Annotated in this window: 14 protein-coding genes and 1 other RNA gene; 10 read left to right on the top strand and 5 right to left on the bottom strand. The window is 44.2% G+C overall.

Annotated features, from left to right (window positions below; translation table 11 throughout):
• Positions 1 to 29: 29 nt before the first annotated feature.
• Complete coding sequence (locus Q9R24_RS02125; RefSeq protein ID WP_086043997.1) at positions 30 to 962, top strand: M28 family peptidase; 933 nt, start codon at positions 30 to 32, stop codon at positions 960 to 962.
• A 72-nt stretch (positions 963 to 1034) separates the two neighbouring features.
• On the opposite strand, the gene lon is transcribed toward Q9R24_RS02125, so the two are convergent.
• Both lon and Q9R24_RS02115 read right to left on the bottom strand, forming a co-directional pair.
• Entirely contained in the window at positions 1035 to 3461 is a 2427-nt protein-coding gene (gene lon, locus Q9R24_RS02120) for an endopeptidase La (RefSeq protein WP_071850611.1), read from the bottom strand.
• 147 nt (positions 3462 to 3608) lie between these two features.
• The gene (locus tag Q9R24_RS02115) at positions 3609 to 4190 is read right to left on the bottom strand and encodes a 5-formyltetrahydrofolate cyclo-ligase (RefSeq protein ID WP_005267045.1); all 582 of its coding nucleotides are present in this window, start codon (positions 4188 to 4190) and stop codon (positions 3609 to 3611) included.
• 441 nt (positions 4191 to 4631) lie between these two features.
• Between Q9R24_RS02115 and Q9R24_RS02110 the strand changes: the two genes are divergently transcribed.
• The 7 genes from Q9R24_RS02110 to Q9R24_RS02080 all read left to right on the top strand — a co-directional run bounded on the left by Q9R24_RS02110 (position 4632) and on the right by Q9R24_RS02080 (position 12887).
• Positions 4632 to 5114: a VOC family protein gene (locus tag Q9R24_RS02110; protein WP_213687764.1), complete on the top strand. Its 483-nt coding sequence runs from the start codon at positions 4632 to 4634 to the stop codon at positions 5112 to 5114.
• 201 nt (positions 5115 to 5315) lie between these two features.
• Positions 5316 to 5906 carry a hypothetical protein gene (locus Q9R24_RS02105; protein ID WP_311203618.1) on the top strand — a complete coding sequence of 197 codons (591 nt, stop codon included), beginning with the start codon at positions 5316 to 5318 and terminating at the stop codon, positions 5904 to 5906.
• 359 nt (positions 5907 to 6265) lie between these two features.
• The gene (locus Q9R24_RS02100; RefSeq protein ID WP_311203617.1) at positions 6266 to 6529 is read left to right on the top strand and encodes a hypothetical protein; all 264 of its coding nucleotides are present in this window, start codon (positions 6266 to 6268) and stop codon (positions 6527 to 6529) included.
• Positions 6530 to 6596: 67 nt separating this feature from the next.
• Positions 6597 to 10196 carry an urea carboxylase gene (uca, locus tag Q9R24_RS02095; RefSeq protein WP_311203616.1) on the top strand — a complete coding sequence of 1200 codons (3600 nt, stop codon included), beginning with the start codon at positions 6597 to 6599 and terminating at the stop codon, positions 10194 to 10196.
• Between the two features lie 11 nt (positions 10197 to 10207).
• Positions 10208 to 10915, top strand: coding sequence for a GntR family transcriptional regulator (locus tag Q9R24_RS02090; RefSeq protein WP_253174581.1), 708 nt, complete (start codon positions 10208 to 10210; stop codon positions 10913 to 10915).
• A 215-nt stretch (positions 10916 to 11130) separates the two neighbouring features.
• Positions 11131 to 12417, top strand: coding sequence for a sorbosone dehydrogenase family protein (locus Q9R24_RS02085; RefSeq protein WP_311203669.1), 1287 nt, complete (start codon positions 11131 to 11133; stop codon positions 12415 to 12417).
• Positions 12418 to 12725: 308 nt separating this feature from the next.
• On the top strand, positions 12726 to 12887 hold the full coding sequence (locus tag Q9R24_RS02080) for a YqaE/Pmp3 family membrane protein (RefSeq protein WP_114541609.1): 162 nt from the start codon (positions 12726 to 12728) through the stop codon (positions 12885 to 12887).
• 204 nt (positions 12888 to 13091) lie between these two features.
• On the opposite strand, the gene ssrS is transcribed toward Q9R24_RS02080, so the two are convergent.
• The 3 genes from ssrS to Q9R24_RS02065 form a co-directional block, all read right to left on the bottom strand.
• Positions 13092 to 13275, bottom strand: a non-coding RNA gene (gene ssrS, locus Q9R24_RS02075) — 6S RNA.
• A 97-nt stretch (positions 13276 to 13372) separates the two neighbouring features.
• Positions 13373 to 13660 carry a cell division protein ZapA gene (locus Q9R24_RS02070; RefSeq protein WP_004279505.1) on the bottom strand — a complete coding sequence of 96 codons (288 nt, stop codon included), beginning with the start codon at positions 13658 to 13660 and terminating at the stop codon, positions 13373 to 13375.
• Positions 13657 to 14214, bottom strand: a complete 558-nt coding sequence (locus Q9R24_RS02065; protein WP_311203615.1) for a hypothetical protein — start codon at positions 14212 to 14214, stop codon at positions 13657 to 13659. The genes Q9R24_RS02070 and Q9R24_RS02065 overlap by 4 nt, the downstream gene beginning before the upstream one ends.
• A 64-nt stretch (positions 14215 to 14278) precedes the next feature.
• On the opposite strand from Q9R24_RS02065, the gene Q9R24_RS02060 reads away from it, so the two are divergent.
• A complete protein-coding gene (locus Q9R24_RS02060; protein ID WP_311203614.1) occupies positions 14279 to 14911 on the top strand; it encodes a UPF0149 family protein in 633 nt (210 codons plus the stop codon).
• A gap of 128 nt (positions 14912 to 15039) precedes the next feature.
• On the top strand, positions 15040 to 16374 hold the full coding sequence (gene pepP / locus Q9R24_RS02055) for a Xaa-Pro aminopeptidase (RefSeq protein ID WP_311203613.1): 1335 nt from the start codon (positions 15040 to 15042) through the stop codon (positions 16372 to 16374).
• Positions 16375 to 16522 lie beyond the last annotated feature (148 nt).

The following is a 16522-nucleotide window of genomic DNA, read 5'->3' as shown; positions in this document are numbered from 1 at the left end:
TGGAATAATAATAAATGCGGAACAGTGTCATGATAAAAGGATGTTGTACTGTGCTGCTGTTACTGATAGGCCTCATGGGGCCTAGTCTCTGTGCAGCCAATTCGAGCAAAAATGCTCAGGTCTCTCATCTGGAATTATTTTTTAGCCAGATCATGAGTGTCGATGAATACCGAAATTATAAAAATCTAAAAGAGCTGAATCGGGTATCTGCCTGGATCAAAGGACAGATGCAGCGCTTTGGTATTCCATGCCAGTTTCAGGTTTATGTGGTCAATAACCTGAGTTACCGAAATGTCATCTGTAGCTTGGATACTCAAGCCAAAACCAAGATGGTGATGGGGGCACATTATGATGTCTTTAGTGCCCGAAACGGTGCTGATAATAATGCCTCAGGGGTAGCGGGTTTACTGGAAACTGCAAGATTACTGGCCCTGCAAAAATCCAAGCTCAAACATGATGTCGAATTTGCTTTCTATACGCTTGAAGAGCCGCCTTTTTTCAAGACAGAACATATGGGCAGTTATATGCATGCCAAGTCTTTAAAAAAGCAGAAGCAGAAAATTGAGGGCGTGGTGATTCTGGATTCGATTGGTTATTTTGATGAACATCAGGTGCAGAGCTATCCGGTGGGATTAAAATGGATTTATCCACGACATGGCAATTTCATTGCAGCCATTGGGCATTTAGCCTCAACTGGCCTGACTGGAGATTATTGTGATGCCATGCAGCGTTTTAACCGTCTGGAATGTCAACGCTTTGTCAGCCCAAGTTTTGCTCAGGATATGAATTTCTCGGGCTATCTGAATTATGCCAAATTCAACTATTCGACCATGCTGATTACCGATACTGCGAGTTATCGTAATCCTTATTACAATACCGAATTGGATACCCTCGACAAGCTTGATCTGAACAAGATGACTCATGTGATTGATGGATTGGTTACGATGGCACTACAGCCATAATTCAGTTGTTTTATTCAATAACTCAATAAAAAACCCTGCCGAAGCAGGGTTTTTTATACGAAACATCAAGTCTTAATGACGCGCTGCTTTCGCTTCTTCTTTGGTTTTCACAATTGGTGCTTTAACCAAGGCTTTTGGCAAAGAGGTCAGTGCCAGCGGTAAAATCTCATCAATCGATTTTACGGCTTTAATTTCTAGACCTTCTTTGACATTTTCTGGAATTTCCGCCAGGTCACGTACGTTTTCCTGTGGAATGAATACCAGCTTGATGCCACCACGATGGGCTGCCAAAAGTTTCTCTTTCAAGCCACCGATACGCAGCGCACGACCGCCCAGACTGGTTTCACCTGTCATCGCGATATCCGGACGAATCGGGATACCCGTGAAAGCAGATACCAGTGCTGTAGTCAAAGCCAAACCTGCCGATGGACCATCTTTCGGTGTTGCGCCTTCAGGTAAATGCACATGCACGTCGGTTTCTTCAAAGCGCGAGGCTTCGATGCCGAGTTCATCCGCACGGGTACGCACTACAGTCATTGCAGCAGTAATCGATTCTTTCATGACATCGCCAAGAGAACCGGTGGTAATGAACTTGCCTTTACCTGGTACTGCTGCAACTTCAATGGTCAGTAATTCACCGCCGACAGAAGTCCAAGCCAGACCATTTACACGGCCAATTTGCGCTTCTTCTTCCGCCATACCGTAGTCAAATTTATGTGGACCTAAGTATTCTGGAAGATTCGCTGCGGTCACTTCAACCTGAAGGTTTTTAGATTTCTTGCTAACAGCCTCTTTCACCACTTTACGTGCAATTTTTGACACTTCACGTTCAAGGTTACGAACACCGGCTTCACGGGTATAACGACGCACGATGTCACGAATTGCTTCTTCATGCACGGTCAACTCTTTAGCACGTAGACCATTGTTCTTGATGGCTTTAGGAACAAGGTAACGGTCCGCAATATTGACTTTCTCTTCTTCGGTATAACCCGGAAGACGAATCACTTCCATACGGTCCAGCAGCGCCTCAGGAATGTTCATACTGTTTGCGGTACAGATAAACATCACTTCAGACAGGTCCAGATCCAGATCCAAGTAATGATCACTGAACTTGCTGTTTTGTGATGGATCTAGTACTTCAAGCATCGCAGAAGCAGGATCACCACGGTAGTCTTGCGCCATCTTGTCGATTTCATCGAGCAGGAACAACGGGTTTTTTACGCCCACTTTAGTCAATGACTGCACAATTTTACCTGGCATCGCACCGATATAGGTACGACGGTGACCGCGAATTTCCGCTTCATCACGTACGCCGCCCAGCGCCATACGCACGAACTCACGACCAGTTGCTTTGGCAATCGATTCACCGAGTGAAGTTTTACCAACACCTGGAGGACCAACCAAGCATAGAATCGGACCACGTAATTTTTTCACACGTGACTGAACTGCCAGATATTCCACAATGCGATCTTTGACATCGTCCAGACCATAATGGTCTGCATCCAGAATTTCCTGTGCTTTGTTCAGGTTAATGCTGACTTTGCTGGCTTTATTCCACGGTGTATCTAGAATCACTTCCAGATAGTTGCGTACCACAGCAGCTTCACTCGAAGCAGGCTGCATCGCTTTCAGCTTGCGGAACTCGTTTTCAGCTTTCTTGCGTACATGCTCAGGCAAATCTGCTTCAGCAAGACGTTTTTCAATTTCAGCGACATCATCTTCCGCGCCGCCGTTCATATCAGAAAGCTCGCGCTGAATGACTTTCATTTTTTCATTCAGGAAGTATTCGCGCTGGTTCTTTTCCATCTGACGTTTAACAGAGTCATGCAGGGTTTGCTCAATCTGTTGTTCTTCAGACTGTTGCAATAGATAAGTCATCAACTCAGTCAAATGCGCTTCGAATTCGTCATGTTCCAGGAATTTCTGTTTGACATCAATATTCAATGGAACACGGGTTGCGACGAAGAACAATAACTGTAATAGATCTTCAATTTTGTTGGCTGCGGTGATCAGTTCACGCGCATTACGAAGTTTCGCTTCTGCATATTGAGCGAAAAGCGCACGTAATTCCTGCAAGCGCACAGCTTGGGTGTCTGCATCGACGCTCACCGTCATTGGGCTGAGTTCATGCTCTGCTGTCAGATACTCAGTTTCGTCAATGATGGTTTTCAGTTTGGCACGATGCAGGCCTTCAATCAGGACTTTAATACAGTTTTCATCATTTTCGTGATTCACAACTTGCACAATCTTCGCGACAGTACCGTATTGATATAAATTGTCGTGATCAATTTCTTCTGTAAGCGAATCTTTTTGCGCAACTACAAATACTAGATTGTCACTGTTACGAGCCACATCAACTGCATTGATCGATTTTTCACGACCGACAAACAGCGCAATTTGCATATGCGGATAAACCACCACATCACGCAGCGCCAAAAGGGGTAGTACACTTGGAACCTGAGGCTCTAAGGTTTCTTGATTCATAATAATTTCAGACATGAGCACTCCTAATGAGTGACAACGGTGTTGCCATGCTTTTAATAGTGATGGGTAATTTTAAAAATACAAGGGCAGTTAAGATTAAATTGTATGAAAAATGACTAATTATGTGATTTTAAAGTAGTTAGCAAGGGTAAAATTGCAAAATTAACGTTTGAATTTTATAAAAACTGTCGGGGTGATTAAAGCATCAAGGGGCTGATCCCATGTTTCACGTTTTAACGGCTGTGCCAGCAGTTGAAAGTCATGCGCCAGCCCCAGACGGAATGGACGCCCAGGTGCAGAAGCCAAGGTACGATCATAAAAACCGCCGCCCATACCAATCCGTGTGCCCGAAGTATCACAGGCCAATAGTGGCATGAGCAATAAATCCAGTTTGGAAACATGTACACCACGGGTGCTCATGGGCTCTCGCATACCCAGCCGATGATGGGCAAAGCGCTTGTTATGGTATTGGTGCTGGGTGATTCGGATCCAGACCAGCTGCTGATTCATGTCGCAAATCGCTGGTAGATACACCTGTTTGCCCAGTTTAAAGCAGCGTTCAATAATCGCCTGGGTCTGAATCTCCCCAAAAGCATGCAAATACAGGCCAATACGTTGGGCATGAATAAATTCTGGACTGCGGATCAGACGGTTTAGAACTTTTTGTGCGGATTGCCTTTGCTCAAATTTAGAGAGATGACGACGCGTTTTACGAAGGTATCTTCTTAATTCCTGAATGGTCATAGGGCAAAAAGCATATGCAACAAAATTGTGCTCTAGTCTAAGTGGGAATTCTGGAAAAGTAAAAAATAATTATGAGCTGCAATTTTATATTATTCCGTATCTGGTTATTTAAATTCGGCTAATTTTGCCAGCAGTCTCAAAGTTAAAAAACTAAAAAAGTATTTATATCACTAATTTTTTTAATATCTCGAAACGGTCAATTCATTTTCTTTGATTCACGATTTTCCAAGCAATCCATCGTTCAGTGACAAACTCTGGAAACGCATCAGTTTAAGCACTTTGAAACAGCTTTCGATCAATAAAAATACAATTCTAAAGTAGGTTTATTCTGTTTTTGGTGAAAGATAGACAAGGGATCATATAACTATTCTCGACCGATATATGGGACACATTGGACTTAGGCAGAACGCGTAAGACCTAAATCAATGGAGATTGAAGATGATGAATATTGCGAAGAACACCGTCTGCCTTTGGTACGATGACGATGCCGAAGGTGCAGCACGATTTTATGCAGAAACCTTTCCAGGCTCCTCAGTTGGCGCGATCAACCTTGCCCCTGGAGATTATCCCTCTGGGAAAGAAGGTGATGTCATTACGGTCGAATTTACAGTAATGGGCGTTGCCTGCATCGGGTTGAACGGTGGTCCTGGTTTTCAGCATAATGAAACATTTTCATTTCAGGTGGCGACTGAAGACCAAGAGGAAACAGATCGCTACTGGAATGCCATTGTGGGCAATGGCGGTCAGGAAAGTGAGTGTGGCTGGTGCAAGGACAAGTGGGGCATTTCCTGGCAGATTACGCCAGCGGTCCTCATCAACGCCTGTAACAGTCCTGACCGTGCTGCGGCCAAGCGCGCATTTAATGCGATGATGACCATGAAGAAAATTGACATCTCCGTGATCGAAGCAGCATTTCGTGGTTAAGCGCCAAAGATATTGTCTTTCATTGCAGTTGATATTGCTGTGTAGCGCAATTTCACTGCAATAGTTAAATCTTCTCCTTTCTTTTGATCAACTCAAATTATCCCTCAACTCTATAAGGATACGTTACAAAAATTACAGATTAATCCAACTTGATCTGAACCTAAATCCAATTTCTTCATGATGATTCAAGGAGAATGTGCCATGAATTTTCCTCAATTACTGCTTATGGCGGGATGGGTCGCGCTATCTGCACCTGCCGCTTTAGCCGTTGAACCGCCCATGTCGGGCAAAGCCAGCTCAGGCGCAGCTTCATCTGCTGCCGATAAGAAAGCCATTGCAAGTGCCATGACTGCTGCACCTAAGAAAGTAGCCGCTGCAGCCACGATTGTCGCTGTCGGTGCAGATGGCAAAATACGTACCTTGCGCAAGGGCAATAATGGTTTTACCTGTATGCCTGATAATCTGACCACTCCAGGTCCAGACCCAATGTGTATGGATCAGGCCGCTCTAGAATGGGCAGAAGCCTGGATGGGGAATAAACAGCCCACAGTTGGAAAAGTAGGCTTCATGTATATGCTGGCAGGGGGCACGGATGCCAGTAATGTCGATCTCTATGCCAAGAAGCCTAGTGCGGGCAATCATTGGGTCAAAACGGGTCCCCATGTCATGATCGTCGGTGCTGAAGCTCGTTTCTATGATATGTATCCTAAACATACGCAACCGGATACCGCTTTGCCCTATGTCATGTGGTCTGGGACGCCTTATCAGCACTTAATGATCCCGGTGAAATAGTGAATACCGTAATGACGAATACACGCTGATTCAAACCTTTCAATTCAGGTATTTAATACACTCAATTTTTATGACTGTACTAAGCTACAAATAGAATAGTTCACTTAGAAGCTCATCAACAGATGGGCTTTTATATGAGCATTGCAAAAGTTGAGATGATGCAGATTATACAATATGAGTTGCAGAATAATTTTTGCACTGAATTGAAAACAGCCTGAACCAAAAACAATCATCTAACGAAATTCTCCCTAATTTATACATCTTAAATTTTATTAAAATATTGAAAATAATATAGAAAATTAAACTGGCATAAGTTCTGCATAACTGTATTCAAACTTGGATACAAGAATGGATACAGAATGCTTCATCAGAAAATGATCGGCTGGACAGTCCAAAAATGGCGCGATGCCGATCAGCCAAAACAGCTTCAACTGAATCATCTTGCTCAACGCATTACCCATGTTGAGTTGGGTGAACTTGTCTGGATTCCGGTTGCGAATGCTGCACCTCTTCAAGCAAAAATCGATGCATTTAAAAAAGCTGTATTTGCGGAAGGTATGCATCAAAGGCTACGACACAGAGCAGCGAACATAGTCGATAGCGGGTTTATATGCAGCAGCTGAATCAGAAAAAAACGAAACAGATCCATTCAGCAGATTCAAAAAATAGAGAGAATAAAAGGGGATTCACATGTTTAAAACTGTACTGATTGCAAACCGGGGCGAAATTGCCGTTCGTGCCATTCGCACATTAAAAAAAATGGGCGTAACCAGTATAGCCGTCTATTCAGAAACGGACCGTTATGCACAGCATGTGATTGATGCAGATATTGCAGTGTCCGTAGAAGGGACCAAACCGAGTGATACCTATTTAAGTATTGAAAAACTGATTGCTGCAGCCAAGAATACCGGGGCTGAAGCAATTTTCCCAGGTTATGGTTTTCTGTCAGAAAGTGCTGATTTTGCTCGTGCCTGCGAAGCAAATAATATTGTTTTCATGGGGCCAACACCGGAGCAGATTCTGGAATTCGGCTTAAAACACAGGGCGCGTGAACTTGCCGCAGCTGTCAATGTACCCATGACTCCCGGTACAGGTCTGCTAAATAGTCTGGATGAAGCCTTAACTGAAGCTGAAAAAATTGGCTATCCGGTTATGCTTAAAAGCACAGCAGGCGGTGGCGGAATTGGCTTGACCCGTTGTGATAATGCAGAAGCACTTCAGGAGGCCTATGAAAGTGTAAAACGTCTGGGCGAACAGTTCTTTAAAGATGCCGGAGTATTTCTGGAATGCTTTATCGATAAAGCCCGTCATGTCGAAGTTCAGATTTTTGGAGATGGACAGGGACAGGTGGTGGCTTTGGGCGAACGCGACTGCTCATTGCAGCGCCGTAATCAGAAAGTCGTGGAAGAAACCCCAGCGGCTCATTTACCTGAAGCAACCCGTCAAAAACTGCATCAGGCGGCAGTTGAACTGGGCAAATCGGTGAAATATCGCAGTGCCGGTACGGTTGAGTTTATTTATGATGCAGTGCATGACGAGTTTTATTTCCTTGAAGTGAATACCCGTTTGCAGGTGGAGCATCCGGTGACTGAAATGGTGACCGGTTTAGACCTGATTGAATGCATGTTGAAAGTTGCAGCAGGTGATACTCTGGATTGGAAGCATCTAAGCAGTATTCAGCCTCAAGGTGCAGCGATTGAAGTACGCATCTATGCCGAAGATCCAGTTAAGAATTTCCAGCCGAGTCCAGGGATTTTGACCGATGTCTTTTTTCCGGAAAATGTCCGGGTTGATACCTGGGTGAGTACCGGAACTGAAATTTCCCAATACTTTGACCCGATGATTGCCAAGATTATTGTGCATGCTGAAGATCGTGATACTGCCATTCATACGCTTAAATCAGCTTTAGCTGAAACTCGCCTGAATGGTATTAGTACCAATCTGGATTATGTGCATACTGTTATTTCAGATCCACGTTTTGAACAGATGCAGATCTGGACACGCATGCTGGATGATTTCAAATATGTGCCGAATGTGATTGAGGTGATTCAGCCGGGTACACAAAGTTCGATTCAGGATTATCCGGGTCGTGTCGGGTATTGGGATATTGGTGTACCGCCTTCAGGCCCAATGGATGATTATGCCTTCCGGCTGGCCAATAAAATTGTTGGGAATGTCGAGGCCGCCGCCGGGTTTGAATTTACCCTGCAAGGTCCAATCCTCAAATTTCATGCAGAAAATATCATTGCTTTAACTGGCGCACCTTGTCCGGTAAGTCTGGATGATGAAGCAGTAAATTTCTGGCAGCCTATTCAGGTAAAAGCAGGCCAAACCCTAAAAATTGGACAGGTTGAATCTGGATGCCGGACCTACCTGGCTGTACGAAATGGTCTGAATGTGCCGGAATATCTGGGTAGCCGTTCTACCTTTGCTTTAGGTAATTTTGGTGGACATGCAGGCCGAGTGTTACGGGCTGGTGACATGATTAAGATGGTGAATCCTGAGCTGCCTGCCGATGATCTACCTTTAGCGATTGCAGAACCTGAAGCTTTGGCAACAGCTCTGATTCCAAGTTATGGCAAGGAATGGGAAATTGGTGTGCTCTATGGCCCGCATGGCGCTCCTGACTTCTTTAAAGCTGAATATATTGAGGAGTTTTTTGCATCAAGCTGGAAAGTGCATTTTAACTCGAACCGATTGGGTATCCGTTTAACCGGACCGACGCCAAGCTGGGCGCGTGAAAATGGCGGTGAAGCGGGTCTGCATCCATCCAATGTACATGACTGTGAATATGCCATTGGTGCGATTAACTTTACCGGTGATTTCCCCGTAATTCTTGCCAAAGATGGTCCGAGCCTGGGCGGTTTCGTTTGTCCGGTGACCATTGCCAAAGCTGAACTCTGGAAAATTGGTCAACTAAAAGCCGATGACACGATTAGCTTCTATCCAATCTCGGTAGAACAGGCCAATGCGCTGGAGCGGCAGCAAATTCAAACCCTCCAAAACTTTGCCAAGGCAGAGATGACCCATGAGGCTGAAATCGTGGCAGTTCAAGCAGAAAGTATTCTGGCATTGCGTGAAGCTACGCCAGATGCACCAAAAGCTGTATATCGTCAGGCAGGTGACAGTTATATCTTGCTGGAATATGGTGACAACGTACTGGATTTGGCCCTACGCCTGCGCGTACACCGCTTGATGCAACTGATCCGTGAGGCTGATCTTGACGGTATCCTGGAATTGTCACCTGGTGTGCGGTCCTTGCAGATTAAATATGATGGTCTGCGGTGTAGACAGCAGCAACTAATTCACTTCCTACTTGGTCTTGAAGAACAGATGGGCGATTTACGTGACATTAAAATCCCTTCAAGAATTATCCATTTACCCATGGCCTTTGAGGACTCAGCGACTCTGGGTGCTGTTGAGCGTTATCAGGAAAGTGTCTGTGCCAAAGCGCCATGGCTTCCGAATAATGTCGATTTTATTCAGCGGATTAATGGTTTAAGTCACCGCCAACAGGTCAAGGACATCATTTTTGATGCCAATTATCTGATTTTAGGGCTAGGTGATGTATATCTGACTGCACCTTGTGCAGTGCCCATTGATCCGCGCCACCGTTTACTGAGTTCCAAATATAATCCGGCCCGTACTTTTACCGCTGAAGGTACAGTCGGGATTGGTGGCATGTATATGTGTATTTATGGCATGGACTCACCGGGTGGCTATCAGTTGATTGGCCGTACCGTACCGATCTGGAATAAGTTTAAAAAGAACAAGCAGTTTGGCGATCAGCAATGGTTCTTACGCTTTTTTGACCAGATTAAATATTATGAGGTCACTGAGGCCGAACTGGATCAGTTCCGTGCTGATTTCGCCCATGGTCTGGCAGAAATCAAAATTGAGGAATGCGAGTTTGACTTTGCAGCATATCAGGATTTCCTTGCTGCAGAACAGGACAGCATTGCCACCTTTAAAGCGCAGCAGCAGGCTGCTTTTAGTGCCGAGGTAGAACGCTGGAAAGACGAGTTTGATGCACCTGTAGAAATAGAAGTGCTGCAGGATGACACCGATTACAGCCAGTATGTCCCTCTCAACGCCTCTATGACCGGCAATATCTGGAAGATTTTTGTAGAAGCGGGGCAGATTGTGAAAAAAGGTGACACGGTGGCCATCATTGAAGCCATGAAAATGGAACTGCCAGTCTATGCTGACGATGATGGCATCGTTAAGGCGATTATCTGCCGTTCTGGTCAGACCGTGCATAGCGGTGAGACACTGGTCTATATGGAGTAATGGATTGAGCCATGACTATTGTTCGCAATCCAAGTACTAAAGCGACAGGAAAAAGCTCAGACAATCTGTCTGAGCTGGTTTTCCAGAAAATTAAAAATGACATTTTTGACTTTAAGTTGATGCCGGGAGAACGATTTACCGAATCAGAGATTGCTGAAAGCTATGCCGTAAGCCGTACACCCATTCGGCAAGCCTTATATCGTCTGCAGCAGGAAGGCTATGTCGAGGTGCAGTTTAGAAGTGGCTGGCAGGTCCGGCCACTAAACTTTAAAGCTTATGAAGAACTGTATGATCTGCGGATTTTGCTTGAGTGTTATGTAGTTGAACAACTGTGTCTGATGCCCAAAGACCAGTTGAAAGCTGCTCTAGAAATTTTGATTCAAACCTGGTGTATCAAACCAGAACAGTATGTCTATGACCTCAGGCAGTTATCTGTAAAAGATGAAGCATTTCATTGTCATTTGGTATTTGCAGCCGGCAATGCAGAAATGACAAAAATTCACAGTGAGATCAGCGAGAAAATTCGCATCATACGCCGTCTAGATTTTTCCAAAGATTATCGGATTGAGGCCACCTATGCCGAACATCAACAGATTTTAAAGGCGCTGCTTGCCCAAGATGCAGCGTTCTGTCTCTCTATATTAGATGCTCATATCCGGCACAGCCGTAATGAGGTAAAAAAAATTACACTGGAAATGTTGTCCTCTAGTCCTGCGTAAGTGAGTCAGGATAAATTTATTTTTATAGCAAGATAAATATCAGACTTAACTCAAAATTGATAACCAATTCATAACCAGAAAAAACAAGAACCCGCTAGTGGCATCTCAAATTGTTTTTTAAAGTAAGTTGAGGATGATAATAACAAGAGATAAAAATGCTTCATCAGCCTATTCAACTTTTACTTACAGGTGCCAGCTGTGCACTTCTCCTAACCATGACTGGATGTACCATGCCTTCCAAGTCGCCTATCAATGACAGTTATGGTTCCCAGCCACATTTGCCCAAACCAAAATCAAGCTTGCTGCCTACAGTCAATATGGCGCCCGCCAAAGGTTGGCCTGAAGGTAAAATGCCGACACCCGCGACAGGTTTAAAAGTTCAGGCATTTGCCAAAGGGTTGCAGCATCCGCGCTGGCTATATGTATTGCCGAATGGTGATGTGCTGGTGGCCGAAACCGATGCACCACCTAAGCCCGATGACAGCAAAGGGATCAAAGGCAAAATCATGAAATGGGTAATGCAGCGTGCTGGCTCATCGCATCCCAGTGCCAACCGTATCAGTCTGCTTCGCGATAGCAATGGAGATGGGATGGCTGAACAAAAAACCGTATTTTTACAGAATCTCAATTCTCCATTTGGCATGGCGCTAGTCGGCAATATGTTGTATGTGGCGAATACTGATGTCCTGATGCGTTTTCCTTATCAGAACGGCGCGACTCAAATTACAGCAACTGGTACCAAGATACTGGATTTACCGGCAGGTCGTTTAAACCATCACTGGACTAAAAACGCCATTGCTAATCCTGCCGGCAACAAACTCTATATCACGGTGGGTTCCAACAGCAATGTCGCTGAAAATGGCCTGGATCAAGAACAAGGCCGGGCACTGATCATGGAATTTGACATAGCTAGTGCTCAAGCACGACCTTTTGCTACCGGACTGCGTAATCCGAATGGGATGGATTGGCAACCCCAGAGTGGCGCACTCTGGACGGTGGTAAATGAACGTGATGAACTCGGTAATGATTTGGTTCCTGATTATCTGACCTCTGTCAAAGAGGGCGCTTTTTATGGCTGGCCCTATAGTTATTATGGCCAACATGTAGATACACGGGTCAAACCGCAAAATCCTGCCCAGGTTGTGCGGGCAATTTCACCGGATTATGCATTGGGCAATCATACTGCATCATTGGGCTTGGCTTTCTATAGGGCAGATCTGATGCCTCAATATCGAAATGGGGCGCTGATTGGCCAGCATGGTTCATGGAACCGCAAACCGCATAGTGGCTATAAAGTGATTTTTGTTCCCTTTCAGAATGGGCAACCGATGGGCCCACCTCAAGATGTCTTGACTGGATTTTTAAGTGATCAGGGCGATGCATATGGGCGACCGGTCGGTGTGGCGGTAGATTCTTCAGGTGCCATTTTGGTTGCTGATGATGTCGGTGATGTGATTTGGCGAGTATCACCCTTGAGTACACTAGCTGCAGTAAGTAAATAAAGGTCTAGGGATTCAAGATTTTATTCAGATTTGAATCTATGGAAAGTAAAAGTTAAAGCAAAGACTGTTTCATTCAAACGTCAATATTTTGATTGAAAATATGCAAAGGTTAGCGGATTTAAAATAATTTTTAAGCTTCATTTAAGCTGGCTGAATTAGGCTTTCAGGATATTTTTACGCGGGATTACAGCATGTACAGAGATTCTGCTGATCCCATTAAAAATTATCTAAACCTAAGTACCAGTTTTAAGTGCGGCTAAAAACTGGATATAAAAATTTAAAATATCGCAAAAAGAGGATTTTAAAGAGTGAAATCAATTATTGCATTTATTTTCCCTTGGTCATTATTTATGACCCTTCATCGGCCAGTCGAAGCGACAGTGTGCTTAATACTTCAGATTTCGATTTTAGGCTGGATTCCTGCTGCAATCTGGGCGATGCATACTTTATATCGGGATAAAATAGCCTGAAAATAGGAAAATAAATTACTGAAAGATTATTTGATTTGACGGCAGTAAAAGCTCTATATTTTTATAGCGAAAGATTATTTTCACCTTCCAGATGATGAATACATCGATAAAATGAATCTAGAGGAATGTTCGAGAGAAATACTACAAAATTAAAATAAGAGAAAATTCAGGAAAAATTATTATTATATTTTGAAAAAGAAATTGAAGTACTCCGAAGATGCCGCTGCATGTGTCGTTACCCTGAACCCGATGAGTTCAAGGAGGATGCGACGTATACTTGCTGGGTTTCCCATACGGAGATGGGCATACACTCTAAATATACAGAACACACCCATAAGTGTTAGTATCGGCAGGGGAATAGACCCGCTGGCGAACACCTCAGAGTTAAGTTAATTATAACCAATAATCCCGGTGTGGCAACTCTATGCTGTTCATGAACTGTAAACAGTTCGGTCGAATGTCCGAAGTTTAAACAGAATTCGAGATTATTCAGTCAGTTCTTCAACTTCTTCTAAAATAGTTTGTAACAAACGCTCGCAATGCGCATATTGTTGCAGGGATCTGTTCATATTCAAGACCTCCTGCATCAGCTCAAGTGCCACCATAATAATCAGCTTACTCGGTTCCATGCGTGGCGCTTTACGGCGAAATTCATCGTATTTGTCATTCAATAACTGTGCCGCGCGTTCTAATTCTTCCTGCTTGTCAGGAGTAGAGGCCAAACGGAAACTATGCCCCAATACTCTGAGATCAATTGCAATTTGTTCACTCATGATGAGGCTTCCTCAGTCGCTTCAGTCGGATGGGCCAGTTGTTGAATTTCCTGTGCATGATGATCCTGCGCAGTACCGAGAATCGCTAGACGTTGAATAATCGCTTCAACCTTGGCTTTGGCATTTTCATTTTTCTGGGTTAAGCGTTCAGATTCCTGAGTCAGACGCTGAATTTCCTGCTGAGCATGACACTGTTCAAGGATCATCTTTTCCTTAACTATGCGCAGCTCATTGCGTTCAGCCAGAATTTCCTGAAAACGGTTTTTTAGGTCGGTACAGCTTTTTTCCAGACGGCCATAACGGTCTGCCAGTGCAGTTGCATCATTATTGAGCAGTTGAAATTGGGCACGAGAATCCGTCAATTGTTCTGTCAGATTTTCATTTTCTTGTTGTTTTTGCGCAATCACGCTATTTTTTTGTTCAATTTGCTGTTGATGTTGCATCATTGAAGAGTCTTGCTCTTCGCGCAAACTGGAATTTTCACTTTCAAGCCGTGCAAGTCGCGTTTTTAACACGCCGATCTGCACTTGTAGACGCTGTAATTCTTCTAACATATCGAGGTCGCACAGTGTTGCAAACAAAGGTAATATATAAGCAGTATAAAGATTGGATAAACGAATGCAAGACGATATTTCAGGTTGGACCGAATGGCACCGCAATTTTTCTTCAATTGAGGAAATTTCTAGCCCTAGCGAACTACATGGTTTGCTCACGGGCATTGTGTGTGTCACCCAGGCGCCAAGCAGTGAAGAGTGGTTACAGATTTTAGAAACACTGGATGTACCTGAACTGGATGCCGAAGCATTAGAGTTGTTGACGGGCGAAGCTGAAGATGTGTTCCATGCATTGTCTGAAGATGAGCTGGATTATTTACCTTTGCTGCCTGATGATGAGCATGTGCTTTCAGAACGCGTACAGGCTCTGGCGGACTGGTGTGCAGGCGTGGTCTTAGGTTTCGGACTGGCTTCAGGACATATCCGTCAGGATGAAGTTGAGCTGATTGAACATTTACAAGATGTAGCCGCAGTTGAATTTGAAGACTCGGACGATGATGCCGAAGGTGAAGAAAGCTATCAGGAATTGTACGAATTTGTGCGTCTGATTCCTGTCAGTCTGTCTTTAGGGCGTAAAAAGGTCGAAGTTGAAGAAACACCACTCTTACAGGAATTTAGTCAAAAAAATCAGCCTAAAGCCGCTGTTACAGACGCGCAAAGTGTGGTCGAGATTTTCTCGCCTAAACGTCCAAGCTGATGAAATGCTGAGGTGAACCATCAGCTGCTTGAAATCAGGCATATATTTTGCTGTTACAGTGAAATCTATAGTCTGATTTCAAGACTATATTCTAAATACAAGTATCGATCGATAAGAAGTAAGGTGTAATGAAGAAATTGACACAGGCAGTTTTTGAGGAACGTCGCGCAATCCTCGCAGGGGAAATCGGTTTACGCAGTATCGCTATTATCGCGACCAGTCCGGTAGCCATGCGTAACCGTGATGCAGATTATAAATATCGCGCCGACAGTAGTTTCTTCTATTTAACCGGATTCGCGGAGCCTGAAGCTGTGGCTGTGATTGAAACCTTTGACACTGAAGAAGAAGGCTATAGCTACAGTTTGTTCTGTCGAGAACGTAACCGTGAAATGGAAATCTGGAATGGCTACCGCGCGGGTATTGATGGGGCTATTCAGGATTATGATGCAGATGAAGCCTATGCGATTGATTTGCTGGATGAAGAAATCTTAGAAAAGTTACAAAATAAAGATCAGTTATTTTATCGCATTGGACAGCATGCAGAGTTTGATGCGCGTGTCGCCAAATGGATTGCAACTGCAAGTGGTGAAAGCCGTCGTGGTACTTCTGCGCCAGCGCAAGTCATTCAGCTGGATCGTATTGTTGATGAAATGCGTCTGCATAAAGATGCAAATGAAATTGAATTGATGCAGATTGCTTCCGATATTTCTGCTGATGCACATACGCAAGCGATGCTAGCAGTACGCCCGGGCATGATGGAATATGCACTGGAAGCTGAGCTGAATTATGTCTTTGGCAAAAATGGCGGTGTTCCGGCCTACAACAGTATTGTCGGTGGCGGTGAGAATGCCTGCATCCTGCATTATGTAGAAAATGACAAAGAACTGAAAGATGGCGATTTGGTCCTGATTGATGCTGCGGCTGAATATCAGCTTTATGCTTCAGACATTACCCGTACCTTTCCAGTGAATGGTAAATTTAGCCCGGAACAGAAAGCTTTATATAATGTAGTGCTGGATGCTCAAATTGCTGCAATTAATGCTGTGCAAATTGGTAACTCGTATAAAGAACCACATAATGTTGCAGTGCGTATTTTGGTGCAGGGTTTGCTCGATCTTGGCTTGATGCAGGGGAATATTGACGACATTATAGAAAAAGAAGCTTTCCGCCAGTTCTACATGCATGGTACCGGACACTGGCTCGGTATGGATGTGCATGATGTCGGTGCTTATAAGGTGGACGGTGAATGGCGCTCGTATGAAGAGGGTATGGTCGTGACCGTTGAGCCGGGTCTTTATATCGCGCCTGATGATGAAACAGTAGATGCTAAATGGCGTGGAATTGGCATCAGGATTGAAGATGATGTGGTAGCCACTGCAAATGGCCCGCTGGTTTTAACTGCGAAAGTTGTCAAAACGGTAGAAGAGATTGAAGCATTGATGGCGAAAGCGCGCGCTGCCTAATCCAAGAAAAATACAGAAAGCCGGTCGCGAGATCGGCTTTTTTTATGACATTTCTATGCCGTTTTAAACAAGAATTCCTAGCTATATCGAATCGATCAAAAAGTGATTTAGCTTACGTTTATCTCGAACAAGTCAAATAAAACTAACC

This window comes from Acinetobacter sp. RRD8, assembly GCF_031844225.1.
In the GTDB taxonomy this organism is placed as follows: Bacteria; Pseudomonadota; Gammaproteobacteria; order Pseudomonadales; family Moraxellaceae; genus Acinetobacter.
The sequence above is the reverse complement of the archived record's forward strand: the minus strand, read 5'-3'. Positions and strand labels throughout refer to the sequence as shown.